This is a genomic window from Acetobacter zythi, from assembly GCF_963921165.1.
In the GTDB taxonomy this organism is placed as follows: Bacteria; Pseudomonadota; Alphaproteobacteria; order Acetobacterales; family Acetobacteraceae; genus Acetobacter.
Genome location: NZ_CAWUEO010000001.1, coordinates 445,090 through 471,047, shown reverse-complemented (window position 1 = coordinate 471,047; position 25,958 = coordinate 445,090). Strand labels below are relative to the sequence as shown.

The following is a 25,958-nucleotide window of genomic DNA, read 5'->3' as shown; positions in this document are numbered from 1 at the left end:
GGGGGGAGGCTCCCGTCTTCTTTTTCAGGCTGTTCAGTTTGGTGCAGCGGGGGCGGACAGAGTTTTGCTTGCGTCCTGCACGGTCATGTTGTTCCAGCTTGCCGCACTGGGGGGCGGGCCAAAGCGGGGGTCCCATTTGCCGGATTTTTTCAAGGCTTCGGCCACTTCCTTGGGCATGTAGGTTTCATCATGCTTGGCCAGAACTTCGCTTGCCATAAATTCGTGCGGCGGTTGGACCGTGCCAATGGCGACCACACTCTGGCCCTCGCGGAACAGGTCGGGCAAAATCCCTTCGTAATGCACGGTAACGGCGGCCTGACCATCGGTTACGGCAAAGGTTGCGACCGGGGTTTCACCATGTTTTTCACGCTTGACCGAGCCAGCAACAACCATGCCGCCCAGCTTGACCGTACGGTCGGTTGGTGGGGGCGAGGCTTCAACCTGAGACGGTGTTACAAAAAAAACAATGTCGGAAGAAAAAGCCCGCAGGATCAGGGCTGCCGCAGTGCCAAGGCAGGCAACGCAGGCAATGACAAGCCAGAGGCGACGGGTCTTGCGGGTCATGGGGTAAGGGGTGTTCCTGCGTTGCGGTTATGGGTCTGCTCAAGGGCTGTCAGTCTGGCCCGGTCGCGTTTGAGCCTGAATGCCGCACCAAGGGAGAGAACAAGGGCCATAATGGCGGCCAGTCCGTAGCTGGCAACAATGTAGGGAAGGTGGGTCATGCGGCCCCTCCACCCCGGCGGGGGGAGGAAAGCAGGGCGCGAATACGACTTTCCATGACTGCCGCACGGGTGCGGGCAACAACAAGAGCGGCAAAGCCCAGAGAGAACCCAATGGTGGAAAGGGCAAGCGGCCACAGCATGGAAGCGGACATGGTGGGCGCTCCTGTTATGGTAATGCTGTCTGGCTGGTGCAATGTATTCCACCATTGCACACTGAACTTGATGATCGGCAGATCCACCGCCCCGGCCAGTGCCAGAATGGCTGCTGCCCGGTAGCCGCGCTGCGGGTCATCAAACGCGCGAATAAGGGCGATATGCCCAAGGTAGAGAAAAAACAGGACCAGCACGGAGGTCAGGCGCGCATCCCACACCCACCACGTGCCCCACATGGGTTTGCCCCAGATGGAGCCGGTTGCCAGGCATAATGCGGTAATGCAGGCCCCAACCGGGCCTATTTCCACCGCGGCAAGGTCTGCCAGCGGGTGGCGCCAGACCAGCGAGAGCAGGCCGCACAGGGCAAGCCCGGCATATCCGCCGGATGCCAGCATGGCGGCGGGCACATGCACATACATAATGCGCACGGAATCCCCCTGCTGCCAGTCGGCGGGGGAATAGAACAATCCCCAGCCCAGACCCACAAGCGTAAAGGCAATGGCAGGCCATGTCAGCCAGGGCTGAAGGCGCGCGCCCAGCTTGAGAAACCGGCCGGGGTTGGCATACCGGTGGAAAAAACTGCCAGTACGCGCGACAAAGGTCGGTGAGGCGCTCAAAAGTTGGTCCGCTCCGTCTGTCTGGTTTATGGGCAAGGGAATACACCCTTGTCCGTAGGGGGCGATATGTCTCAAAGTGGGACTGCTGCCGTCTCCTTTATATCATTATAAGCGTTCTGACACGATGCAGTTCTTCATGGGCGACCATGCCCGTAAGACACAACAGAAGGAAAAAGAGGCATGTTGTTTGCCATTATCTGTACGGATCGCCCCGACTCTCTGGCCCTGCGCATGGCTACCCGTGCGCAGCATCTGGCCTTTCTGGAGCTGAACAAGGCGGCCATCCAGTTTGGTGGTCCGCAGTTGGATGCAGACGGCAAACCCTGTGGCAGCCTAATCCTGCTTGAAGCCGAAGACCGTGCCAGTGCCGAAGGCTTTGCCGCAGCCGATCCCTACGCCAAGGTCGACCTGTTTGAGAGCGTGGTCGTGCGCCCGCTGCGCACGGTTTTCCGCGATGGGCAACTGGCTGAATAACATGGCATTCTGGCTGATAAAGAGCGAGCCTGACGCCTTTAGCTGGGACGAGCAGGTTGCAAACGATGTAGAGCCATGGACCGGAGTTCGGAATCATCAGGCCAAAAAGAACCTTGCCGCCATGGCCGTGGGGGACAGGGCTTTTTTCTACCATTCCAACGTGCAGCGCGCGATTGTGGGGGTGGTGGAGGTGGTGCGCGCAGCCTACCCCGACCCCACGGCCGAAACCGGGGTGTGGGTGTGTGTGGATGTTAAGGCGGTTGGCCCCATGCCCACGCCGGTAACGCTTGCCCAGATCAAGGCCGAACCGGGGCTGGAGGAACTGGCGTTGGTCCGGCAGTCCCGCCTGTCTGTCTGCCCTGTCTCGGCGGAGCATTGGCAGGAACTTTGCCAGATGGGCGGGTGGAGGGAGCAGGGCTGAAACCGCTCTGTTCACACCGTTATCAAATTATTGTGACAAAGGCCGCCCAACCGGGCGGCCTTTGTCATTTTGTGCGTGTTGGCGTGGATCAGCCCTGTGTGGCCAGCATCCATGCCTGCGCGGAACGGTTGCCGGAGCGACAATAGGCAAAATATGGCCCCGGCAGGGTGTTGAGCACTTCCTGCGTTTCAATCACCACGTCAGAGGTGGGGGGCACGCCTGACGCTATGGGAATGGCAATAAAGGTCAGCCCGGCTGCACGCACGGCTTCACCAATGGTTTCGGCTGTGGGCTGGCCTGCTTCCTCGCCATCGGGGCGGTTGCAGATAACGGTTTTGAACCCGGCTTCCTTGATTGTGGGAATATCGCTGAGTGCGATCTGGCCTGTTACGGCAAAGTTGGGGGCAATGGACTGGTACTTCATGGGGCCTGTAATCCTGTAAGCAGTGAGCCTGACCCGAGCAGGATGAGGGTTTTGGGCCTCAATGCAAGGGCTGTGCTGGCATGTTGGGTATGGGTCAGCCGTGGTGTTTAACGGTGAATAAAGTACATGTCGGAATAGAGGTTTTTAAGGGCGGCATGGTCTGCAAGGCAGTGGCGGACCAGCAGGGCGCGCAGGCTTACGGCGGCCTGTTGTACGGATGGGTCCGTGCTGTTGGTTTGCAAGGCAGGGTAGTGTGTCATGCAGGCCTTGAGCGTGGGGTTGTTCATGTCCACACCACTGCTGATTTTGGCCTTCAGCTCATCATAGTATTTGGAGACCTCGCTATCGGAGTTCCATTTGACCAGAGACGTATCCACTTTGCCGTTATGCATGAAGTAGGCAACGGTCATGAACCCGGTTTCTGGCGCATGGCTGCCCGCCTGAACGGTCATGTGGCAGGAGCGTTGGGAATAGGGCGGAAAGTTTACGTCCGGCATGGCGGTGGACGCCGTAACTTTTATGTGCGGCAGGCTGCCCTGCGGCGGGGCAGAAGCGTCCTGCATGTCCGCATCTCCGCCCATGTGGGCTTTCTGCCATGCTTGTGCCAGAAGTGGGTAGTAACGGATGGACTGGCACAGGCTTGGGTCCGTGCGGGCATCGGCCAGAGCCATGTCGTAGGTTTTCTGTTCTGGTGTGGCGCACGCGGCCAAGGCCAGAACAGAGGCAACGCAACTCAGGCGGCTTAGGCTACGGCCCGGCTTGGAGGCGTTTGCACGCGGAGAAAAAAAACGGAAAAAACCAGCCATGAGGAAAGCTCCTTAAAAGCGGCACGGCGTTAAGCCAGATTCTTCATGCGTTGTGTAAGGGCTTAAAGCCACGCTTACAACGTTGTTTGCGTGGGTACCGGGGGCGCGTTGTAACAGGTCATCTGTTTTTCATATGATCAGCCTGTTATGATCAGCGCGAATACATAGCATACGGCGCTCTGGCAGCGCCGGTTGTCGCATTTGCTGTAAATGAGGCAGGTAGCAGACAGGAAAGGCACGTATGAGCATGAAGGAAACAGCAGGCAACGCCCTGACTCCGCTAGCACTGAGTGGCCGCGACCTGGGGGAACTGGAAACAGCCCTGATCGCAGTTGAATCCGGGCGTGGCGTTCTGGTGCGTTTGGCGGACCTTATGGGCGGTGCTGTTGGCCATGCCGCACGTTTGGGCATGCGTGGTCTGGGTATGGCCCCCAACATGGAGCAAAAACTGCGCGGACTGGCCGAAACAGCCATTACCCGTGCGTTTGATGTTGCGGTGCTGGGCATGAAAGGCCCGACCGATACCGCCATGGAAGACTCGCGGTGGCGCACATCGGGCCTACAGGCCGCAGTGGCCGTGTCGGGGGCTGTGGGTGGTTTTGCTGGGCTTGCAGGGCTTGCGCCAGATATCGGGTTTACCACCCTGACCATCATGCGCGAGATTGCCCGTATTGCACGGGAGGAAGGCGAAGATCTGAGCGAGCCGGATGCCCGGCGCGCCTGCTTGGAAGTGTTTGCGCTCAAGGCGTTTCCCAACCGCCGGAATGGGGAAGAGAGCGAACTGGGCTATTTTTCGGCCCGTGCGGTTCTGCGTGGCCGCCCGGTTGTGATGCTGATCGCCGAAGTGGCCTCGCATTACGGTCTGGCGCTGGGGCAAAAAATTTCTGTCCAGCTTATGCCTGTTGCGGGCGCTTTGTGTGGTGCGTCACTCAATACGGCGTTTTTCAACCACTACCGTGCTTTGGCCCGCGCACATTTTACCATTCGCAGGCTGGAGCGTGAGCATGGCCCGGTGGTGCGCGATACCGCCCTTGCGCTGCGTGATAGCCTTGAAGGGCGCGAAAAGCTCTGAGTATTGGCTGACCGAGACCAGATGCAAAAACAGGGCCGCGTGATGCGGCCCTGTTTTGTATTGGCATGTTATTTTTTGGCGTGAGCGGGTGGGCCTGAGCGCTCTATAAAGGTCGCAAGAACGGCCATGCCCAAAAAGCTGATGCCCAGCACCCGCAAAGTGCCCTGATAATGAAAGGCCGGGTACCAGAGCAGCGCGCAAATACCAATACCAAGAACACAAAAGAGCCGCATGGTCATGGGGGTGGTTCTCCTTGGCTTTTGTCTTACGCGCTTACACCGGAGGGCAGGGGTTTGCCAGCCGCCAGTGCGCCAACATTATCGAGTGCCAGCATGCCCATGGCGGTCCGGGTTTCCACCGTAGCACTGCCTACGTGGGGGGTCATAAACAGGTTGGGTAAGGCCAGCAGAGCGGGGTTGGGGTTAGGCTCGTTATGGAAAACGTCCAGACCCGCAGCAAAAAGCTGGCCGGAGCGCAGGACTGCAATCAGTGCGCTTTCATCAATTAAGGAGCCACGGGCGGCGTTGACCAGCACGCTACCGCGCGGCAGCAGGCCCAGCGTATGGGCGTTGATGAGTGGCGGGACGGTGGGGGAGCCGGGCATGTGCAGGGTCAGAATGTCGCAGTGCGGCAGCATGTCCTCAAGCTTTTCAAAATAGGTGGCCCCAGCCTCCTCCGCCGCGTCCAGCCGCCGCCGGTTGTGGTAGAGAATGGACATATCAAACCCACGGGCGCGCTTTGCAACGGCCTGACCGATGCGGCCCATGCCCACAATGCCCAAACGCTTGCCGCTTACGCGGTGGCCCAGCATTTCCCCCATGCCCAGTGCGCGGCCCCATCCGGCTTTCATGAGCGTATAATATTCCGCAGCCCTGCGGCTGGCTGCCAGAATGAGCATGATCGCCAGATCGGCATTGCAGTCGGTCAGCACATCCGGGGTGTTGGAGACGGCAATATTGCGCGCCAGCAGGGCGGGCACATCAAGGTGGTCCAGCCCTACGCTTACCGTTGCAACAAGTTTTACACTCTCCGGCAGGGCAGCCACATCCGCGCCTTTAAGGGGGGATGTGTGCGTGACCAGCACGGCAAAGGGCTGGTAGGCATGCGCCAGTTCCAGCAGTTCAGCCGTGCTCAGGGCATGGTCTGGCGGCGGGGGGGCATCAAACTCGGTGCGGATACGGTTTTCTACGGCATCCAGCAGGCGGGTGGAGCGGATCAGGCGCGGGGCTTGGATGGTCACAAAAATCTCCATGGTGGTGCATGGTGGGCCGGGCAGGGATGTATTTATTCTTTGGGCAGGGTAGCATACCGCAGCAGGTGCGCCACACCACAAGCCGCCTATGGTTGATAACGAGTGCGGGAAAAACCGGTTGCACGGGACCAGACGCAGGGAAAAACACATGGGAGCAGACCCGGCATGGCAGATGGCCTAACACCCGAGCTTATGCTGGGGGCCTATGCCGCAGGGTTGTTCCCCATGGCGGAGGGGGAGGACGACCCGACCCTGAGCTGGTATGACCCCGACCCGCGCGGTATTCTGCCGCTGGAGGGTTTTCACGTTCCCCGGCGTTTGCGCCGCACGGTTTTGTCCGGCCGGTTCGAGGTGTGTGTGGACCGGGATTTTCCCGCTGTCATGCGTGGGTGCGCCGCCCCCGCCGCAGGGCGGGAAAGTACGTGGATCAACAGCCGTATTTACCAGTTGTTCTGTGCGCTCCACACCATGGGCTTTGGCCATAGTGTGGAATGCCGCGTGGATGGCGCACTTGTGGGCGGGCTGTATGGCGTAGCCCTTGGCGGTGTGTTTTTTGGCGAGAGCATGTTCAGCCGGGTCACCGATGCCTCCAAGGTAGCCCTTGTCCATCTGGTTGCCCGCCTGCGCCTGACTGGCTTTATCCTGCTCGATACGCAGTTCGGTACGGAGCACCTTGCCCGCTTTGGTGGGGTGGAAATACCGGCAGCAGAATACAAACAGCAGCTTGAGCGCGCGGTATGCATGCAGCCCTGCTGGTCCGATACGCTGACACCCGATATGCTCGAAGCCGAAATACGCAGCATGTAACGCTGCCACAAACCCTATAAGCCGGTGGGCTTAAACCGTGTGCTCAAACCGTGTGGGCCAAAAAAAGATATGGAGATGGACTTGGTGACAGACAGATTTTTACCGGCCTGCAAACGTGGCCTGCGTGTGCTTGGCCTGTGCGCCATAAGTGTTCCCTCCGTGTCTGCCATGATCGCCCCAGCCCTGTATGCCCAGATGGCCACCGACCACCCCCGCCTGACACCGGGGCGCGATGCGGTTATTGACTATGTTTTTCAGCCCCGCCCGACCGAGCAGGACCTACAGGCTGGCGCCAAGGCAGACACGCCCGTTGCAAGCCGCCATGTGCAGGTTCTGTATTCAGGGGATGGCGGGTTAATGCGGATTAACTACATGACCAGCATGGAGGGGGACCAAAGCCGTGGCGCGGTTATTATCAACCGTGCGGCGCAGGAGGTGCTGGTCATTATTAACGACCGGCGCGTTTACACCCGGCTGGTGCAGCAGGAGGGGATACGCAACCCTTTCCTGCTCGATATGTCCATGCAGTTCACCAAAACGGGGAGCGATGTGGTGGCAGGCCAGCCCTGCACCACATGGCAGGCGGTCTCCGCTCAGGGCAAGGCCTCAACCTGCGTAACGGATGACGGCTTTGTGCTCCAGCAGGATGGGGTGGATGTGGACGGGCTGAATGGCAGCCTGCGCGCCATGAAGGTCGCTTACGATACTGTGCCGGTCAGCGCCTTTGAACCCCCACAGGGTTTTCTGGAAGTAACCCCCCATTCCCCCCGTTCGGATGCACCAACCCAGCCCGAAACACCAGCAACTGGCGTTGGCCCCGCTACCAGCCTGCCCACAGGCAATACCAACCCAGAAGGGGAGACCCGGTAATGGTGCTCCGTTCCAAAAAAGGGCCGCATAGTGCTCTGGTCGTTGCGGCTTGTGGGCTGGCACTGGCCAGTCTGGCTGGTGGGCAGGCCCATGCGCAGCAGGTGGCGACGCCACAGCAAACACCTGCAACATCCGCCCATGCCGAGGGTGAACCACCGGCGGAAGCTCCAGCCATTACCCCTTCGGTAGATGTGGATGTGGAGTACGAACTGGCCTCCCCCCAAGGGGATGTCAGTACCCGCCAGCGTATGCGTTGGCAGGTTGCCACCCTGCGCCAGCGGCTGGACCCGGATAAATCCGCCGTATTCATGCTGACCTCATGGCGCGACAGAACTTTGAGCGTGGTGGATAACGGGCGCAAGCGGGTCAGTATCATGCCTGTGCCGGGCACACAGCAGTTAACCCCACCGGGGCAGCCCGCAATGGTCGGCTCCTATGCACGATTGGGGAGTTCCGTTGTGGCGGGTGAGCAGTGCACAGTATGGCGCACAAAAGATACGGATGGCCACCCAACGGATGCCTGTTACACAGCGGATGGGGTGTTGCTTCAGGTCGCGCAGGGGGGGCAGATTACGGTGCGCGCGCTGAGTGTGCAGCGTACAGCCCAGCCTGACAGCCTGTTTGTTATTCCCCCCGGATTGCGGCAGGAGGCTCCGGCACACCCCTGACGCAAGGGTATGTGGCCATTGGTGACAAAGGCAGGAAAGGCATGGAATGCACAACTCAACCTATGGCCGCACCGCGTTAGTCTTTGCGTTATGCGCAGCCTTTGGGGGGGCGCGCACAACCGCGCATGCACAGGCGGTAAATGGACCAACCACGGTCTGCATAACGGAGCAGGCCGCACAACAGCCGCAAACGCTGGTTGTTGTGCCCTCCGGTACTGTGTTCGCAACGGATGACGCCAGCAAGACCAACCCCACAGGGCATGCTGCTCCCGCACAGGCTATTGTTACGACCGAAACCATAACCCTGACCCACATGCAGCCCTGCATGGCGGCCGATGCGTCCAGCGTTGTCTCCCACACCCGGCACTGGCTGCGCGAGAAGGTACGGCCCCATAACGGGCTGGTCCTGCATGCCGTGGGCGAGGTCAGCGGAAATGGCGTGGACACCGATATGGCGGACGAGGATGCCTCCCTCCGTGATCTGATCCACGCGGGCGCGCTCAGCGTGTCTCTGAACCGGACCGTGCAGGACCCGGTTTTTTTGCAAGAAAGCGATGCAGACCTGCCAGATGCGGGGGATGGGGTGGATACATCCGCCTCGCGCGATGCCGCGTCTGACCTGCCCTCACAACGGCATGCGCACTAGCTATGGCGGTGGTGTCGGGCTGTTAGCCCCCGCATGGCATGAACAACCGCATGCAGTGCGGGAGGAGTATTCTGCTCAGAACATCTCGCGCAATGCGCCGGGCAGAAAAATGGAATAGGGGTTGATGTGCAGGGTCGGGTCTTCCAGATTGCCCGTAACCCCAAAGGTAATAGCCAGCAGCCCGCCATTTTTTTCCGGGCTGAACAGTCTGCCAATGCCCGGGAGTTTGCCGGGCAGGGTGTTAATGGCAAAAACCGGCACTACGGTGCCGTGCAGGTCAATACTGTTGCGGTCAAGGTTGACCTTGCCTTCCAGCGTAGCGCCAAGGGCGCCATTGCCTGTTGTGCCATCATGAATTTCCAGCACGCCATCTTCAAACGTTACGGGCATGTTGAAGTGCGTGACCAGAAAGTCGTTGGCGTCCTGCGCATTCAGCCAGCCGTAAAGAGAGATATTGCGGGCGACCTGCAAAGAGGTCGGCGCTTTTTTGAGCGTGAACGGAGTGATGCTGAGCTTGCCGCTAAATGGCGCGGCTGGTTCGGTATCATCAAACGTGCCGTCCAGTATGGCCTGCCCCCCTTTAACATCTGGCAGAATGCCAAAGGCTGCCAAAAATGCCCCCATGTCGGGAATATGGGCGTGTAGGGTGCGGTTGGCCCCGGTGGGGGTAAGGGTCATGCTCGCAGGTACGGGGCCACGCATGGTAAAGCGCATTTTTTCCAGCCGCAGGCCGTTATCTTCAAAATAGGCCTGTACGGTGCGCAGGGGCTGTTTGTTCTTGCTGTACCAGAGCTGGTTGGCGGTCAGGTCAATGGCCCATGCGGTGCCGGGCGGGCCGTGCAGTTTGCCGGTTGCTGCTTCTGGCACATGGTAGTTGGCCGGTTTTTTGGCCTCGATCGCATTCTGTTCGTGTTCATCCCTGCTCATGAGGGGGGAGAGGTCGAGCGTGTCGGCATAGACGCCAACATGGATCATGTTGCCAGACTGGTTATGTGGCAGCACCAATCTGGCATGGCCGTTTGAACGCGCGATTTTGAAGGATGAGATAATCAGTTCGGGTGCGTGACCGGCCCGCAACTGCGCCTTGCCAATAACGCTCAGGTCTGGCCCGGAAGCCTGAAGGTGGTCCACATTGGTGATCTGGCCCTTGTCCAGATCCAGTGTGGCAGTGGCCTGAGCGGGCTGCCCTGCTGTTTTGTGCCACATGGGAATACGGATGTCCGCACGGGCAAGGTCCAGATCAAGGCCAACCGTGCCTGTATGGTTGGCAAGTTGCTGGTAGTCCACCGCAAGGTCCGCGCTGCCACCAAAATGTTCACCTGTGGCAATGCCTGCGGCCAAGGCTGTATCTGGCGTGATGCGGGATGTCAGGTGGGCTTTTTCCGCCACCGCGTCTGGCGGCAGGGTGCGGAAATCCATGTCGTATGTCAGGTCGGATGGCAGGCCACCAATCACGCCATGCCCGGCAAGGGCAAGGCCGTCTGTGGTTACGTCCAGCCCGAAGCGGGCATTGGTCACATCGCGCCCGGCCACAACATTACCGATCGCGGCATGGGCCACATCGGCATGGCTTTGAATGGTCATGTCATTAATGGTCACGCGGCTGATCAGCGGCAGGCTCAGGCCCAGATGCAGGCTGGCCGCACCGCGCGGGTGGGTCAGGCTGAGCGGATGGCGGGAGAGCAGGTGCAGGCGTGGCTCGGCCAGCAGCGCAATCACATCCTGCAAAGGACCATGCAGGTCTGTCTCTATAATGCCGGTCTGGTCTTTTTTGGTCAGTCCCACAATGTCCATGGTGCCGGGGCCTGCCTCAATCCGGCCGGTGCCGGTCTGGCCCACGTTTTTGCCTGTCAGGTCCACCTGCTGGTAGCCGTGGTCAAAGTGGATGCTCAGCTTGTCCGGGTTTACAATATCCAGCCGTGCGTCCAGCCCCTGTAGGGGGGCAATGGGGCGCAGCCAGTGGATGGTCAGGCCCGTAGCGTCAATCCCGCCCTGTATGTTGGTCAGCTTTATGCCGTTCCAGCCTTGGGTGCTCCCCAACTCCGCCGTAGTGACAAGGTTGGTGGCTTCGCCAGTTGTTATGTTCTCCGTAACCCATTTTTTGCCCCCCTTGGCCGCAAGGGTGGGCCAGTAATAGGTCAGGTCCGCAAACGAGACATGGGGAATGGTGGTGGTGAGCCGGGCTTCTACGCTTTTGGGCTGCATAAGGTCGGATGCGTTAAGGAAACCGCTCAGGTTCACGCTCAATGCGCGCGTTGCATCATCGGGGGTGCCAGGGTTGCGCAGCAGCAGGTGCGCAAAGGGAATGGTCATCTGGGCTGGAACAGACTGTGTTTTGGTCTGGTTCAGTAACAAGACCATATTGGCCGTGCCGTGGTCTACCTCATAACGTGTGCCGCCTGCCTCCACATGGCCTGCGCCAATGGATGTGGTCAGTTCCAGTGCGTTGGGCAGCATCCATGGTGTTTTGGCTGCGGCGGTAAAATGCGTATCCGCCGTAATGCTCAGGGGGAGGTCTATTTTGGCCAGTTCGGGGCGCAGGGGGGCAAATGTGGCGGGGTTGAGTGCGTTGGTGCTCAGGCGCCACACAATCTGCCTGCCGTTATCGGCTGGTGCGCCATGGGCCTTCAGCACCAGCTGTGTGCCGGGGTCGTTTTGTGGGGCTATGCTCAACTGGACAGACCCGGTTACACCCGTGGCCCGCCCGACCGTGCGCAGGCGCAGGTCGACCCCAATGTTGGAGGCCAGCCAGTGGGTGCCGGTCAGACGGTCATCCATGCTTATGGTGGCGTCTTCTATGCGGGCGTGTTCCAGCCCGTAGGTTTCCAGCGTGTTGGTCTGCTGGGTCTGGGGGGCGGGCGGCAGGTCCAGATCAAACTCCACGCTACCATTATGGGCGCGGCGCAGGGCAAGGCGCACGCCTTTAATATTGATGCTACGCAACCGTATGCTGCCACGCAGCAGGGCCAGCGGGTCCAGCGTTACGTCCGCCTCGCGCACGGTGTTGGGGTGGGGGTTGCCCGGCGCAATAAAATTAAGGTCCTGCAAAACAACGGCTATGGGCACACCCATGCCCTCACGCAGGCCATTCCAGCGGAGTTCGGCATGGCCAAGGCGCAGGCTGACCGCAGGCGGCTGTGCATGACCACCCTTAATAATTGTAATCGGCAGAAAAGGCCGCACAAGCGGGGTAATATCGAGCGGGCCAAACGCCATACAGCCCAGAAGTGCTGCAATTCCCACCAATGGCGAGGCCACCAGAACACAGGCCCCAATGGCGAGTGCACGCGGAATTTTTGTTCTTGGGGGAGGGGAGGTCTCTTGACCGTTGGAAGTCAACGCAGCAAGCCTTTATGGTTCACAGTACGGGCCATATCATGACGCAGGCAGATCATTCTCTCTTCCGTGACGTAAGACAGACCCGCAGGCAAGGCCCGCGGACCTGGCCGGATGCAGACTGGCCTGCTCCAGCAGACAGCCACAGAGCCGCCGTGTTTGTTGAGGACATGCTGGAACTGGCCAGCCAGAGCGGTATTGCGGCATCGGTTATGGCGCTGCCGGGTGCGCGTGCGTTGATGTTGTGCCTTGGCGGGAACAGCCCATACCTGTCCGATCTGGCGCGGGAGGACATTCAAGCCTTTGCGGCGCTGCTGGACAAGGGGCCAGATAGCTGTGTGCTCGATGCGTTTGCAACATGCGCACAGTTTGACGCCACATCGGGGCGAGAGTATGTCGCGGCGTTCCTGCGGCATGCCAAAAAGCGTATAGCTTTTATTTGCGCTATTGCAGACCTTGGGGGCTTCTGGTCTTTGGAGGATGTAACGCAAACCCTCAGCCGTCTGGCGGAAACCGCGCTCGAACTCGCACTCAAACATATGCTGTGGCAAGCCAGCGAGGCCGGGCAGCTTGACCTGCCACACCCCGAAAATCCAACACAGGGGTGCGGTCTGGTGGTGCTGGCCATGGGCAAGCTGGGTGCGCGTGAGTTGAATTTTTCATCCGACATCGACCTGATAGTACTGTACGACCCCACAACGTATTCTCAGTCAGACGCGGTGCGACGTGTGTTTGTGCGTATGACTAACGATCTTGTTAGTCTGATGGAAGCGCGCGATGCGAATGGCTACGTTTTTCGTACCGATTTGCGGCTCAGACCCGACCCATCTTCCACGCCACCTGCGGTAACCGTACAGGCGGCCACGCTGTATTACGAGAGTCTGGGCCAGACATGGGAACGCGCGGCCATGATCAAGGCGCGGGCCGTGGCGGGGGACCTTACGTTGGGGCGGCGATTTTTGGCGGCCATAAGGCCCTTTATCTGGCGCAAGCACCTCGATTTTGCCCTGATCGATGATATTCACGACATGAAAGCCCGCATAGACCGCTACCGCAAGGCGGGGCGGACGGATCTGGCGCAATTACCCGATTCTGTTCTGGCTGACCCCGATGCCAGCCGGACGTGGCTTTTGGGCCATAACCTCAAGCTTGGCCAAGGCGGCATACGCGAAATTGAATTTATTGCGCAGGCCATGCAGTTGGTCTGGGGCGGGCGCGAACCCGGATTGCGGGACAAGACGACCTTTGGCGCGCTGAAAAAACTGGTGGGTTCGGGCAGACTGCCCCGGTCCGAGGCCGAGGTGCTGGCCCGCACCTACCGCTTTTTGCGCGATGCGGAACATCGCCTGCAAATGCGCGCCGACCACCAGACCCACAGCCTGCCAGAGACGGTGGCAGGGTTTGATGCCTTCGCTATTTTTATGAACTACCCCGATGGCGAGGCGCTGGCGCTGGACATGCTCCCCCGTATGCGGGAGGCACGGCGGATATTTGAGCGGCATTTTGTTATTCAGCCCGCACAGAACGGCATGGAAGCAGGCAGTGTGCTCATGCCCGGCCCCGAAGAGGGGCAGGTTGCGGAGCTTTTGGAAAAACACGGCTTTCCTCCCGCTCAGGTGGCGGAGGCCGCACAGGTTCTGGGGCGGTGGAGTGGGAACAGCCTGCGCGCCCTGCGCTCCGAGCGCGCCCATGCGCTGCTGCGTGCGCTGCTGCCAGCACTCCTGTCCAACTTTGGCCAACGCGGAAACCCACTGGCCTGCCTGCGCAGGTTTGACGCCCTGCTGGCGCGCCAGCACGCAGGCGTGCAACTGCTTTCGCTTTTTGAGCGTAACCCCGAACTGATCGACCGCATTGCCAGTATTTTTGATGCCTCGGCCTTTCTGGCGGACCATCTGGCGGATAAGCCCTCCGCACTGGAAGGCCTGCTGGCCCCCGAGCCGGAGGAAGGGCGCAATGTTGTCGCCCGGCTTAAAACACTGGCAGAGGAAGTGGCGGATGTGGAGGAGTTGCTCACCACCCTGCGCCCATTGTTGCGGGGGGAGGAGTTCCGCCTGTCTGTAGCCCTGCTGGAAGGGCGGATTGGTGAGGACGAGGCCGAGCGCGCGCGCACCTTGCTGGCTGATACAATTATGACCGTGATCAAACAGGCCGTGGAGCGTGACCATGTGCGGCGCTACGGCCGCGTGCCCGGCGGTGGCATGGCGGTTATTGCCATGGGCAAGGCTGGCTCGCGGGAGATGATGCCCGGCTCCGACCTTGACCTGCTGATGGTGTTTGACCACCCGGAGGATATTCAGGCCAGCCTTGTGCCCACCACCAAAGGGAGTGCGGAGGAGGGACTGGCATTTTCCCGCCCCCGGTCCGTGGCTGTGGGGCAGTATTACACCCGCCTTGCCCACGCTTTTATAGCCGCACTGACCGCACCGGGGCCGGAAGGCCCACTTTACGCGGTGGATATGCGGTTGCGCCCATCGGGGGCGGCTGGGCCGGTTGCCGTCCCGCGCACGGCGTTTTTGCGTTACCATGCGGAGGCCGCGTGGACGTGGGAGTGCATGGCCCTTACGCGGGCGCGTATTGTGGCGGCGCCACAACCGTTGCGGCGGGCTATGACGCAGGATCTGGACCGTGTGCTTGATGGCAGCATCCGCGTTACACCTCCAACACGCGCAGCTTTGCTGGCCGATGCCCGGACCATGCGTGAGCGTCTGGCGCGCGACCTGCCTGCCAGTTCGGTATGGGATATCAAGCGCCGGGCAGGGGGGCTTATGGAGGTGGAGTTCATAGCCCAGATTTTTCAGCTTGTTGCAGCCGATCCTGCGGCCCGCAGCCCGTCCACCCGGCTGGCGCTGGGGCGGCTTGAGCGGTGTGGCGTGCTGAATGCGGCAGATGCAAAACTGTTAAAGCAGGCGGATTTTTTCTGGCGGCGTCTGCAGGCTCTGCTGCGTTTGCTGTGTGGTCCCGTTCCCCCCAAGGAACTGGAGACGGATATGGTGCCCGCAGCCCTGAACATTCTGCTCAGGAATATGAAGGCCCGCACCCTGCCCGAACTGATGGAACGGACCAACCAGTTGGCCCGGGACGTGCGGACCTGTTTTGAAAAGCTGGTGGGGCCGGTTGCCACCACAGGTTCAGCCGAACGGCCCGAGGGGCGGGTGCCAGACACAGGCCAGTAGACACACACTACAGGAGTTTAAGATTATGGAAAAAAGTCACACATTAAAGGTAGGGGACCAGGCGCCAGCCTTCACCATGGCAGCCAGCGGTGGGCGCACGGTGCAGAGCGCAGCCCTGAAGGGTAAGCCCTATGTGCTGTACTTTTACCCCAAGGCGGATACGCCGGGCTGCACCAAGGAAGCCTGCGGGTTTAATGAAAACCTGCAAGCGTTTGAACACGCCGGGTTAAGCGTTATTGGCGTCTCGCGCGATCCGGTTAAAAAGCTGGATTCCTTTGCCACCAAATACAGCCTGACATTCCCCCTTGCCTCCGACGAGGCCGGGCATGTGACGGAGGCATATGGCGTATGGGTGGAAAAATCCATGTATGGCCGGACCTATATGGGCATAGAGCGCGCCACATTCCTGATCGACGCCAACGGCCACATTGCGCATATCTGGCCCAAGGTCAAAGTCACGGGTCATGTGGAGGATGTGCTGGCACAGGCCCGCACACTGGCTGGTGCCGCCTGAGGCCCTCCAGCCAGTAGCAAAAAGGGGGCAGGCTCAGGCGGGGCAGACCTTACCAGCCGGGGTAATAGCCGCCGGGAGCTGCGTAATAGTACCCCGGAGGTGGCCCCATGGGCGCAACCGGCACCATGTAGACGCGTGGCGGAGGTGGCGGCGGCGGGGGTGGCGGTCCATACCCGTAACCATAGCTATAGCCGCCGGGGCCACCGCTCATGGCAGCCCCCGCGAGCGCTCCAACAGCCAGACCGCCAATAAGTGCCCCTGCAATGGCGCCACCGTCACCCCGGTGGTGGTGGCCACCCCAGCCCGGCCCACCGCGCCCCCAGCCGGGGCCACCGCCACCCCAGCGTCCGGGTTGCGCCTGAGCGGAGGGCAGAGCTGCCAGACCAAGACCCGCAATAACGGGTAAGGCCATCAGAAATTGTGTCATGCGGCGCATCAAACGTGCCTCCTTGGAGCAGGGTGTCAGGCTGCTCCATGTTTTTTGTTCCTCCTTAAATATCGATCCGCTTGTGGCAAATTAAAGGCTGTTCCCTGTCCTTTTGTTGAAAAAAGCAGGCGTGGGGTCAGGGTGTGCTGTCGGGGATTGCACTGGTTTTGCTGAGCGTTAGAGCGGTTGCAAGGGTTACCAGCGCGCAGGCGGACACGTACCATGCAAACCAGTTTTCATGGCCGACATGCTTGCACCACAGGGCAATATACTCGGTTGTGCCCCCAAAAATGGAGACGGTCAGCGCATAGGGCAGGGCCACACCCAGTGCGCGCACACGGGTGGGGAACAGTTCCGCCTTAACAATGGCGTTAATGGACGTGTAGCCAGAGGCCATGAACAGGGCTGCCACAATCAACCCGAATGCCACCCAACCCGATGTGGTGTGGGAGAGGGCGTTCAGCAGCGGTATGGTGCCAAGGCTTGCCCCCACGCCAAAAAACAGCAGCAGGGGTTTGCGCCCCACCCGGTCGGAGACCGCGCCAAACAGGGGCTGCATGGCGGCAAATACAAACAGGCTGGCAGCGGAAATAAGGGTTGCCGTTTCCTTGGAAAAACCAAGGGAGTTGGCAAGGTATTTCTGCATGTAAATCGTGTAGGTGTAAAAAGCGACCGTGCCGCCAAGGGTCAGCCCGCAGACCCGCAACACGGATGGCCAATGTGCGAGCATAACGCGCACTCCGCCCTTGCTCTGCTGCCTGCTTGTGTTTTCAAAGCTCTCGCTTTCCACCATCTGGCGGCGGAGCCAGAACACCAGAACCGCACCGCACGCCCCGATCAGGAAGGGGATGCGCCAGCCCCAGCTGGCAATTTGCTCGGGGGTTAAAAACACATATTGCATGACCAGCAGCACACACAGGGCCAGCAGTTGGCCCATGACCAGTGTGACGTACAGGAACCCGGACCAGAAGCCCCGGTGCTGTGGGGTGGAAACTTCGGCCAGATACGTGGCGGAGGCCCCATATTCTCCACCCAGACTTAACCCCTGCACAAGCCGTGCGAGCACAAGAATAACCGGGGCCACAACCCCGATCTGCTCATAGGTGGGGCATAGGGCAATGGCCAGAGACCCAAAACACATGGCCAGAACAGAAAAGGTCAGCGCCTTGCGCCGCCCGTACCTGTCTGCCGCCATGCCCAGCAGCCACCCCCCAATGGGGCGCATAAAAAAACCAACGGCAAATACAGCCGCAGCATTGAGCAATTCGGCCGTTGGGCTGCCGTGGGGGAAAAACGCATGGGCAAAGTAAATGGTGAAGGAGGAATAGACGTACCAGTCAAAATATTCGAGCAGGTTCCCGGCTGATCCTGCCAGAATACCCCGAATGCGTTGTGCCGTGTTCAAGCTGCGTTCTCCACTCTTGGGCTTTTGGGTTTGTTGGTGAACAAGGCACCGTGGGCAGGGGTCTTATCATTACCGCACTATGCCTGTCATTACGTTCGCGGCATGAGAGACGTTGCGTGGCGGCACTCTTTTTTGTGCAAAAACAGGCGGCAAGGGTGCTTGCTCTTGGCCGGAACATCAGACACAACAGGGCATGGGTTCTGTAATTGTTCTTGTATGTGTGGCGGTCACGGCTCTTTTGCTGGGTGTGGTGCTGGCCTTTGTGGTGCGTAAACCACCAGCAAAAAGTGCTGATAGTGATTTGCTGGCGCGGCTGTACGTTGTGATGGAGCGTGAGGCTGCCGCCGCCCGCGCTGATTCGTCGGCCCAGAGAGCCGCCATGAACGAAATGGAGCGTGCGTTTGGCGAACGGCTGGAGCGCATGCGTACCGAACTGGCCGAGCAGCTTGGCAACCTGTCTGGCGGGCTGGGGCGCGAGCAGGCGGAGGCCCGCGCGGCCCAGTCCGAGGCGCTGCGCAATATGGCGGAAGCCTCCGCCCAGCAACTCGCAGCCATCCGCCACGCAGTAACCGAGCAACTGCACGAGGCGGTGGAGCGGCAGATGCACACATCGTTCCAGCGGGTGCTGGAACAGTTTACCGCCATGCAGAAGGCAATGGGCGAGGTCCGCGCCATGACCGCCCAGATCAGTGACCTCAAGCGGTTGTTCAGTAACGTCAAAACCCGTGGGGGCTGGGGGGAGGCGCAGCTCCGCGCCATTTTGGATGATGTGCTGCCACCGGGCACCTATGAGAGCAATGTGCGGCTGGGACCGGGGAACGACGTGGTGGAATTTGCCATTCGCATGCCGGTCAAAACCGAAACCCCGCCCCTTATGCCCGTGGACAGCAAGTTCCCGACCGAAGCATACGAAAAACTGCTGAATGCGGCGGAAGAAGGCGATGGGGTGGGGGAAAAAGCAGCCCGCAAGTCGTTGGAAAATACGGTACGGGTGGAGGCGCGTAAAATTGCCACCAAATACATCCAACCTCCCGCAACGGTCGAGTTTGCCGTGCTCTATTTGCCAACAGATGGGCTTTATACCGAAGTCGCCCGTATTCCGGGGTTGATAGATGATGTCGGGCGGCAGTTCCGGGTTATGGTTATGGGGCCAGCCCTTATGCCCGCCATGCTGCGCACCATTCATCTGGGCTATGTAACCCTTGCGCTGGAAGAGCGGACGGAAAGCATTGCCCGCCTGCTGGGCGCCACCCGGCAGGAAATGCTGAAAATGGATACGGTGCTGGACAAGCTGGCGCGGAATGCGCAGGCTATGTCCTTTTCAATTGAAGAGGCCAGACGGCGCACCAGAGTGGTCACGCGCAGGCTTAAGGAGCTTGATAACCCGGTTGCGACCGAGGACGAAGGCGAAGAGTCTGAAATTGAATTTAGTGGCCATGAGAAGGGTAGCACTGCAACAGGGTAGAACACGAACGAGAGGGCAGGTATGTCTGAAGATGATACGCTACCCCCTTTTTTGGAAGGGCGGACGGTTCTCCTTATCGAGGATGACGGCAGAATTGCTGAGGAAATTGTGGGGGAACTCACAGGTCGCGGCTTTACCGTTCACCATGAGGAAACCGGCACTGCAGGGCTGGATGCCGCCTTGCGGGGCGAGGCAGATGTTATGGTGGTCGACCGGCTGTTGCCCGGGCGCGATGGCCTGTCTGTTATAGAAACCATGCGCCAGCAGGGGATTCGCGCGCCAGCGCTGGTTCTGTCTGCCCTGTCCGCCGTGGATGACCGTGTAACGGGCCTTAAGGCGGGGGGGGATGACTACCTGACCAAACCCTTCGCCATGGAAGAACTGGTTGCGCGCATAGAAGCCCTGCTCCGCAGGCCCGATGATACGCGCAACACCAAACTGCGCGCCGGACCGTTGGAAATGGACCTGATTGAACGCCGGGTCTGGCGGGACGGGCGCGAGATTGATCTGCTCCCGCGTGAGTTCAGGCTGCTTGAATACCTTATGCGCAGGCCCGGTCAGGTTTTGACCCGCTCCATGCTGCTGGAGGATGTCTGGCAGTACCGGTTTATCCCACGCACCAATCTGGTTGATGTGCACATAGGTAAACTGCGCAGGAAGGTTGATGCGCCGGGCGAGGAACCCCTCATCCAGAGCATTCGTGGTACGGGGTTCCAGCTGCGTGTTTCTGACTGAGGTTTTTCGGACAGCCACATTCCGGATTACTCTTATGGCGCTGGCGGCCATGGCCGGGGTCATGCTTATGCAGTTCGGTCTGGTGTACGCCCAGATGGAGGCGGTCGAATCCCGTCGTTCCACCGAGTTGCTGCAAGGCGAGGCGGAATTGCTGGCCCAGATGTCTCCCGAGCATCTGGAATATGTTATTCGTCGCCGTGCCACGGATGATCTGCGGCTGATCATTAACAGTGCTGGGCTGTTTGATGCAGGACATGCGCTTATTGCGGGGGACCTGCATACGTGGCCAAAGGGGCTGAAGGCGGACGGCAAGCCCCATAATATCGAGATTTATCCCGAGGAAGGTGCCGCCTACCCACTGCGCCTGCTGGCGGTCACTTTGCCAGACCACACCATTTTGGTGCTGGGGCGCAGTTTTCACCTTCTGGCGGAGCAGAAGTTCATGCTCCGCCATGCCATGCTGGTGGCGGCGGTTCCCACCTTTTTGTTCGCGCTGTTCCTTGGTGTGGCCCTCAGCCACCGTGCGCTGTCCCGCGTTAAGGAAATGCACGAGGCCATAGACCGCATTATGGCGGGCGATATTCATGAACGCCTGCCAGCCAACCGTGAGCGTGATGATCTGGAGCGGCTGGCGGGCAGTGTAAACCGTATGCTCGACCGGCTGGAACATCTGATGGACGGCATGCGCGCGGTCGGGAACGATATTGCGCATGACCTGCGCACTCCGCTCTCCCGCGTGCGGGCAAAGCTGGAGCGCGCGCAGTCGGGCGAGCGGGACCCCGAGCAACTGGAAGCGGCCATAGGCCGGGCGGTGGACGATCTGGACCAGTGCCTTGGCATTATTACCGCCCTGCTCAGGATTGCGGAAATAGAGAACAGCCGCCGCATGGCCGGTTTTGCGCAGGTCAGGCTTCGTGAACTGATGGATGATGTGTTCGACCTTTACGAACCCATTGCCGAAATGGAGGACAAAAAACTACAGGCCCTTCCATCCGCGGTGGAAGGGCAGGTATGGGGGGATCGGCATCTTCTGATCGAACTGCTGGCTAATCTGGTTGATAATGCTATCAAATTCACTCCTGAAGGCGGTAGTATCGTGCTGGATGTGCAACAAAAAGATGATGCAATCCTGCTGATCGTCACGGATACGGGCACGGGCATAGCCCCTGAGGAAAGACAGAATGTGTTGTCCCGCTTCTATCGTTCGGACAAGAGCCGGCACGTGCCCGGCAGTGGTCTGGGCCTGAGTCTTGTTTGCGCCATTGCCCATCTGCACGACGCAAACGTAAAGATAGAGAGCGGCCCCAATGGCAGGGGTACATGCTTCAGCATTGCTTTTCCGGCCCTGCTACAGGGCTAGAGCAATGGTTTGTAAAGATAATGTCATAAGCGGGAGAGGGATGTGCGGGTATCTACTGGCAAAATGACGACCATTTCCAGAATGATTGCCGGGCCCGTTGTAAGTCAGGGGCCAGGTGAATGAACCAGATTGTTCTTATAGCACTCAAAAAACCGTACACTTTTGTTGTGCTGTCCATCCTGATTCTTGTTTTTGGAATTAAGGGTATTTTCTCCACCCCAACGGACGTTTTTCCCAGTATCCGCATCCCTGTTGTGGCTGTTATCTGGCAGTATACGGGGCTTATGCCCGAGGATATGTCTGGCCGTGTGGTCTATTATTACGAACGCGCACTGACCGCGACCGTCAATAATATCGAACACATAGAAAGCCAGTCCTATTACGGGCGCGGGATTGTTAAAATCTTCTTCCAGCCCGGCACCAACACATCCGTAGCGCAAACCCAGATCACCTCTGTTTCCCAGACTGTGATCAAGCAGATGCCAACCGGGTCCACGCCGCCACTTGTGCTGGCGTATGATGCATCCTCCGTGCCGGTCATTACGCTTCAGGTGGCCTCCACCTCCATGACCGCGTCCGAGATTTATGATATGTCCTCCAACCTTATCCGGCCTGCGCTGGTTTCGGTGGCGGGGGCGGCTATTCCCAACCCGTATGGGGGTAAGCCGGGGAACGTTATGGTCGATCTGGACCCGGTCAAGCTGCTTGCACACAGCCTGTCCCCGGTCGATGTCTCACGCGCGCTTAACAGCCAGAACATTGTTCTGCCCGCAGGTGACCAGCGTATTGGTCCGTTTGACTGGATGGTCCAGACCAACGCCGCCCCGCGAGAACTGGATGAACTGAACGATATTCCCATCAAACAGGTCGGGCACGCGGTTGTGCGCCTGCGCGATGTGGCATGGGTGCATCAGGGTGGCCCGCCCCAGACCAACCTTGTGCTGGTCAAGGGCCAGCAGGGCGTTCTGATTGTGGTTATGAAGAGTGGTGATGCCTCAACACTGGATGTGGTGGCGGGGATTAAAAAACTGCTCCCCGGTATTGTGCAGACCCTTCCGCCCGGTGTGAGCATCCGTGTGCTCAATGACGCCTCGACCTTTGTTAAAGAGTCCGTGCAGGACGTGGTGCGCGAAATGATTACCGCCGCCATTCTGACCGGGCTTGTGGTGTTGCTGTTCCTCGGGTCGTGGCGTTCCACGGTTATTATTGCCACATCCATTCCGCTGGCCATGCTGTGCTCGATTATCGGGCTGGGCTGGGCTGGGCAGACCATTAACGTCATGACCCTTGGCGGGCTGGCTCTGGCGGTTGGTATTCTGGTCGATGACGCTACGGTCATGATCGAAAACATTGATGCCCATCTGGAGATGGACAAGGATCTGGAGACCGCCATTGTGGATGCGGCCAACCAGATTGTTATTCCAACATTTGTGTCCACCCTATGTATCTGCATTGTGTGGATGCCGCTGTTCCAGTTAACCGGCGTTGCGGGCTGGCTGTTCATGCCCATGGCGGAAGCCATTATTTTTGCCATGCTGGCGTCGTTCATTCTCTCGCGCACACTGGTGCCGACCATGGCCAAATACATGCTGGCCGCACAGGTTGCGGCGCATGCACATGGCCCGCAGGAGCCTAAAACAGTTTTTGGCCGGTTCCAGCGTTCCTTTGAGCGTGGGTTCGAGACCTTCCGCCATCGTTACCATGCCCTGCTGACGTATCTGATCGAGGTGCGTGGTACGTTTGTTCCTGTGTTCGTGCTGTGTTCGTTTGGTTCTCTGGGGCTGCTGTTTTTTGTTGGGCAGAACTTCTTCCCCGAGGTCAATTCGGATGTCATCGCCCTGCATATGCGCGCACCCATTGGCACACGGCTGGAGGAATCTGGCAAAATTTCCCAATTGGTGGACGCGGAGGTCGAGCGCACTCTGCCCGGGCAGGTGGAAGGCATTGTCAATAACTGTGGTCTGGCCTTCAGCCCGCTCAACATGGCCTATATTCCAACCCCCACTGTGGGCACGCAGGATTGCGATATTACAATATCGCTCAAGGATCAGGCCGCACCTGTTGCGGAATACCGGCGTCTGCTGCGCCACAGCCTGAATGAGAAGTTCCCCGGTACGCAGTTTTCCTTCCTGCCGGGGGATCTGACGGCCAAAATCCTTAACTTTGGTCTGCCATCCCCGATTGATGTGCAGGTTGTCGGGCGTGACCTGCCTGCCAACTTCCGCTTTGCCAACCGTATTGCCGAGAAGCTGCGCCATGTTACGGGCCTGACCGATATTTCGGTGCAGGAACCCATGACCACGCCAACCCTGCGTGTGAATGCCCGCCGGATGTACGCCTTGGGCACGGGTATCCGCGAGGCGGATGTGGCCGATAACGTGCTGGTCTCACTTTCTGGCAGTTCGCAGGTCGGGCAGGTTTACTGGCTGGATACCAAGACCGGGGTTTCGCATCTGATCGATATTCAGACCCCCGCCTCGTTCCTCCAGACCATGAATGACCTTGAGATTACCCCGATCGACAAAGGGGATGGCAACCCCAGTGGGCAGACACCCCAGATCTTGGGTGGTCTGAGCCAGATCGAACAGGTTGGAACTCCGGCCGAGGTTGCGCACTACAACATTATGCCCGTGTTCGACATCTATGCTTCCAACGAGGGGATTGATCTGGGCACCGTCTCACGCGAGGTGGAGCGGATTGTGGACGAGTTAAGGCCCGACCTGCCGCGTGGGGCGTCGCTTACGGTGCGCGGGCAGGCCGTTACCATGAACAGTGCCTATGTGCAGTTGCTGGCGGGGCTGGCTATGTCCATCCTGCTTGTTTACCTGCTGATTGTGGTCAACTTTCAGTCCTGGCTGGACCCGTTCATTATCATCACAGCACTGCCCGGTGCGCTTGCGGGCATTTCATGGAGTTTGTTCCTGACTCACACAACACTGTCCGTGCCTGCCCTTACGGGGGCAATCATGTGCATGGGCACGGCCACGGCCAACGCCATTCTGGTTGTGGCGTTTGCGCGCGAACGGCTGGATGAGCACGGAGATGCCATTCTGGCAGCACTGGAGGCAGGGTTTGAGCGTATTCGCCCTGTTATGATGACAGCCTCCGCCATGATTATTGGCATGTTGCCCATGTCCTTGAGCAATTCGCAAAATGCGCCTTTGGGCAAGGCGGTCATGGGGGGGCTGTTGGTGGCAACGGTGGCCACGTTGCTGTTTGTCCCCTGTGTGTTTGCAATGTTGCACAACAAAAAAGAAGTGCCGACGACAAAAGAAGAGGAAGCTGGCGTATGACCCCGGAGCACGACAACACGGGTGGCGTGGACGCCAAGGCAAAAGCAGCGGCGGCCGCCCGTAAAAGAAAAATGGGGTTTGCTGTTGTTGCGGGCGTGGCAGGCTTCCTGATCATTATGGGGCTTGTGCAAAGGCACTCGGCCTATGTGCAGCTTGCGCAGGAAACAGCGCAGGACGCGGTGCCTGTTGTGCAGATCATCTACCCGCAGCAGGGTCCAGATGAGCGTGAACTCTCCCTGCCAGCCAATATTGCCGCGTGGTATCAGGCCCCGATCTACGCTCAGGTCTCTGGCTACGTCAAAATGTGGTACAAGGACTTTGGCGCACGCGTAAAAGCGGGAGACGTACTGGCCGAAATTGATACGCCGGGTCTGGATGCCCAGTACGCCGCGGCCAAGGCTGACTATAATGTGGCTCTGGCCCGTTACAAACTGGCGCAGATTACCGCCCGACGCTGGAAGGCGTTGCAGGGCACGCAGGCCGTCTCCCAGCAGGAGGTGGACGTGCAGGCCGCCAATGCCGAGGCGCAGAAAGCACAGGTCGAGGCCGCTCAGCATGACGTGGAGCGTTATGCAGCACTTGAGGCGTTCAAAAAGATCGTTGCTCCGTTTGACGGGATTGTCACATCGCGCATGGCCGATGTGGGCGATTACGTGAACGCCGGACGGGGGGATGTGGATTCACGCGGGAATGCCACCGAACTGTTCAGTGTTGCGGACGTGCACGCCATGCGCGTGTTTGTGGCAGTTCCACAGGATTACGCGGATATTATCTCTCCACGCCTACAGGCGAACCTGATTGTACCGCAGTACCCCGAACGCACGTTCAAGGCCCACTATCTGGCGACCGCAAGCGCGTTCAACCCCAATACCCGCACCGTGACCACCGAACTGGTTCTGGACAACAAGAGCGGGGAGCTATGGCCAAATTCCTACGCCACGGCGACCTTCCGCGCACCGGCTGACCCTGACCAGCTTATTCTGCCCGAAGGGGCAATCGTGTTCCGGCAGGAAGGCACACAGGTGGCTCTGGTGGATGATAGCAACCATGTGCATCTGGTCAGTGTGGCCCTTGGGCGCGATCTGGGCACAACGGTGGAAGTGCAGCGTGGGGTTAAAAAAACGGATCGGGTGATCAACAACCCCTCCGCTGGCCTGCTGGATGGGCAGCTTGTGCGGATTGTCAAAGGCACACCCGGCTACAATGTGCCGCCTACACCCCCAGCAAAAGCGGCCCCGCCCAGCAAGGATGACACACGCGCCATGCCTGAAGATAACCGGCCCATGCCGGAATCCGGGGGGCGTCAATGAGGGGGAAC

General features: G+C 59.6%; 24 protein-coding genes. 14 read left to right on the top strand and 10 right to left on the bottom strand.

Features of this window, described 5'->3' with window-relative positions; translation table 11 throughout:
* Positions 1-33 precede the first annotated feature (33 nt).
* The 3 genes from ccmE to AABE20_RS02300 are packed head-to-tail and all read right to left on the bottom strand — an operon-like array spanning position 34 to position 1,492.
* Positions 34-564, bottom strand: coding sequence for a cytochrome c maturation protein CcmE (ccmE, locus tag AABE20_RS02310; RefSeq protein ID WP_165990658.1), 531 nt, complete (start codon positions 562-564; stop codon positions 34-36).
* Positions 561-722, bottom strand: a complete 162-nt coding sequence (locus AABE20_RS02305) for a hypothetical protein (RefSeq protein ID WP_338331624.1) — start codon at positions 720-722, stop codon at positions 561-563. The genes ccmE and AABE20_RS02305 overlap by 4 nt, the downstream gene beginning before the upstream one ends.
* On the bottom strand, positions 719-1,492 hold the full coding sequence (locus tag AABE20_RS02300; RefSeq protein ID WP_338331623.1) for a heme ABC transporter permease: 774 nt from the start codon (positions 1,490-1,492) through the stop codon (positions 719-721). Before AABE20_RS02300 ends, AABE20_RS02305 begins: the two co-directional genes overlap by 4 nt.
* A 180-nt stretch (positions 1,493-1,672) precedes the next feature.
* Here AABE20_RS02300 and AABE20_RS02295 point away from each other — a divergent pair, with 180 nt between their 5' ends.
* Both AABE20_RS02295 and AABE20_RS02290 read left to right on the top strand, forming a co-directional pair.
* Positions 1,673-1,966, top strand: coding sequence for a YciI family protein (locus AABE20_RS02295; protein WP_338331622.1), 294 nt, complete (start codon positions 1,673-1,675; stop codon positions 1,964-1,966).
* Between the two features lies 1 nt (position 1,967).
* Positions 1,968-2,387 carry an EVE domain-containing protein gene (locus tag AABE20_RS02290; RefSeq protein ID WP_338331621.1) on the top strand — a complete coding sequence of 140 codons (420 nt, stop codon included), beginning with the start codon at positions 1,968-1,970 and terminating at the stop codon, positions 2,385-2,387.
* Positions 2,388-2,475: 88 nt separating this feature from the next.
* Here AABE20_RS02290 and AABE20_RS02285 read toward each other — a convergent pair whose 3' ends face one another.
* Positions 2,476-2,811, bottom strand: coding sequence for a protein tyrosine phosphatase family protein (locus tag AABE20_RS02285; protein ID WP_338331620.1), 336 nt, complete (start codon positions 2,809-2,811; stop codon positions 2,476-2,478).
* Positions 2,812-2,918: 107 nt separating this feature from the next.
* Positions 2,919-3,617 carry a hypothetical protein gene (locus tag AABE20_RS02280; RefSeq protein WP_338331619.1) on the bottom strand — a complete coding sequence of 233 codons (699 nt, stop codon included), beginning with the start codon at positions 3,615-3,617 and terminating at the stop codon, positions 2,919-2,921.
* Between the two features lie 247 nt (positions 3,618-3,864).
* Here AABE20_RS02280 and AABE20_RS02275 point away from each other — a divergent pair, with 247 nt between their 5' ends.
* Positions 3,865-4,689, top strand: coding sequence for an EcsC family protein (locus AABE20_RS02275; protein ID WP_338331859.1), 825 nt, complete (start codon positions 3,865-3,867; stop codon positions 4,687-4,689).
* 68 nt (positions 4,690-4,757) lie between these two features.
* Here the strand turns inward: AABE20_RS02275 and AABE20_RS02270 are convergent, their stop codons facing one another.
* Entirely contained in the window at positions 4,758-4,928 is a 171-nt protein-coding gene (locus AABE20_RS02270) for a hypothetical protein (protein ID WP_338331618.1), read from the bottom strand.
* Between the two features lie 26 nt (positions 4,929-4,954).
* Positions 4,955-5,929: a 2-hydroxyacid dehydrogenase gene (locus AABE20_RS02265; protein WP_338331617.1), complete on the bottom strand. Its 975-nt coding sequence runs from the start codon at positions 5,927-5,929 to the stop codon at positions 4,955-4,957.
* A gap of 177 nt (positions 5,930-6,106) precedes the next feature.
* Between AABE20_RS02265 and aat the strand changes: the two genes are divergently transcribed.
* From aat to AABE20_RS02245, 4 genes are all read left to right on the top strand, one after another.
* Complete coding sequence (gene aat / locus AABE20_RS02260; protein WP_338331616.1) at positions 6,107-6,748, top strand: leucyl/phenylalanyl-tRNA--protein transferase; 642 nt, start codon at positions 6,107-6,109, stop codon at positions 6,746-6,748.
* A 75-nt stretch (positions 6,749-6,823) separates the two neighbouring features.
* The gene (locus tag AABE20_RS02255; RefSeq protein ID WP_408740576.1) at positions 6,824-7,618 is read left to right on the top strand and encodes a DUF4412 domain-containing protein; all 795 of its coding nucleotides are present in this window, start codon (positions 6,824-6,826) and stop codon (positions 7,616-7,618) included.
* Entirely contained in the window at positions 7,618-8,286 is a 669-nt protein-coding gene (locus tag AABE20_RS02250; RefSeq protein WP_338331615.1) for a hypothetical protein, read from the top strand. Before AABE20_RS02255 ends, AABE20_RS02250 begins: the two co-directional genes overlap by 1 nt.
* A 46-nt stretch (positions 8,287-8,332) precedes the next feature.
* Positions 8,333-8,932 carry a hypothetical protein gene (locus AABE20_RS02245; protein WP_338331614.1) on the top strand — a complete coding sequence of 200 codons (600 nt, stop codon included), beginning with the start codon at positions 8,333-8,335 and terminating at the stop codon, positions 8,930-8,932.
* Positions 8,933-9,007: 75 nt separating this feature from the next.
* On the opposite strand, the gene AABE20_RS02240 is transcribed toward AABE20_RS02245, so the two are convergent.
* Positions 9,008-12,271 (bottom strand): AsmA-like C-terminal region-containing protein, encoded by a 3,264-nt coding sequence (locus AABE20_RS02240; protein ID WP_338331613.1) that lies wholly within the window; start codon positions 12,269-12,271, stop codon positions 9,008-9,010.
* A 38-nt stretch (positions 12,272-12,309) separates the two neighbouring features.
* Here AABE20_RS02240 and AABE20_RS02235 point away from each other — a divergent pair, with 38 nt between their 5' ends.
* Both AABE20_RS02235 and bcp read left to right on the top strand, forming a co-directional pair.
* Positions 12,310-15,441, top strand: a complete 3,132-nt coding sequence (locus AABE20_RS02235; RefSeq protein WP_338331612.1) for a bifunctional [glutamine synthetase] adenylyltransferase/[glutamine synthetase]-adenylyl-L-tyrosine phosphorylase — start codon at positions 12,310-12,312, stop codon at positions 15,439-15,441.
* Positions 15,442-15,466: 25 nt separating this feature from the next.
* On the top strand, positions 15,467-15,955 hold the full coding sequence (gene bcp, locus AABE20_RS02230) for a thioredoxin-dependent thiol peroxidase (protein ID WP_338331611.1): 489 nt from the start codon (positions 15,467-15,469) through the stop codon (positions 15,953-15,955).
* A gap of 49 nt (positions 15,956-16,004) precedes the next feature.
* Here the strand turns inward: bcp and AABE20_RS02225 are convergent, their stop codons facing one another.
* Both AABE20_RS02225 and AABE20_RS02220 read right to left on the bottom strand, forming a co-directional pair.
* On the bottom strand, positions 16,005-16,391 hold the full coding sequence (locus AABE20_RS02225) for a hypothetical protein (RefSeq protein WP_338331610.1): 387 nt from the start codon (positions 16,389-16,391) through the stop codon (positions 16,005-16,007).
* Between the two features lie 127 nt (positions 16,392-16,518).
* Entirely contained in the window at positions 16,519-17,787 is a 1,269-nt protein-coding gene (locus AABE20_RS02220; protein ID WP_338331609.1) for an MFS transporter, read from the bottom strand.
* A gap of 193 nt (positions 17,788-17,980) precedes the next feature.
* Between AABE20_RS02220 and AABE20_RS02215 the strand changes: the two genes are divergently transcribed.
* The 5 genes from AABE20_RS02215 (at position 17,981) to AABE20_RS02195 (ending at position 25,950) form a co-directional block, all read left to right on the top strand.
* On the top strand, positions 17,981-19,252 hold the full coding sequence (locus AABE20_RS02215; protein WP_338331608.1) for a DNA recombination protein RmuC: 1,272 nt from the start codon (positions 17,981-17,983) through the stop codon (positions 19,250-19,252).
* Between the two features lie 21 nt (positions 19,253-19,273).
* On the top strand, positions 19,274-19,987 hold the full coding sequence (locus tag AABE20_RS02210; RefSeq protein WP_338331607.1) for a response regulator transcription factor: 714 nt from the start codon (positions 19,274-19,276) through the stop codon (positions 19,985-19,987).
* Complete coding sequence (locus AABE20_RS02205) at positions 19,974-21,347, top strand: sensor histidine kinase (protein ID WP_338331606.1); 1,374 nt, start codon at positions 19,974-19,976, stop codon at positions 21,345-21,347. The genes AABE20_RS02210 and AABE20_RS02205 overlap by 14 nt, the downstream gene beginning before the upstream one ends.
* A gap of 119 nt (positions 21,348-21,466) precedes the next feature.
* Positions 21,467-24,640, top strand: a complete 3,174-nt coding sequence (locus tag AABE20_RS02200) for an efflux RND transporter permease subunit (RefSeq protein WP_338331605.1) — start codon at positions 21,467-21,469, stop codon at positions 24,638-24,640.
* Complete coding sequence (locus AABE20_RS02195) at positions 24,637-25,950, top strand: efflux RND transporter periplasmic adaptor subunit (protein ID WP_338331604.1); 1,314 nt, start codon at positions 24,637-24,639, stop codon at positions 25,948-25,950. The genes AABE20_RS02200 and AABE20_RS02195 overlap by 4 nt, the downstream gene beginning before the upstream one ends.
* Positions 25,951-25,958: the final 8 nt, after the last annotated feature.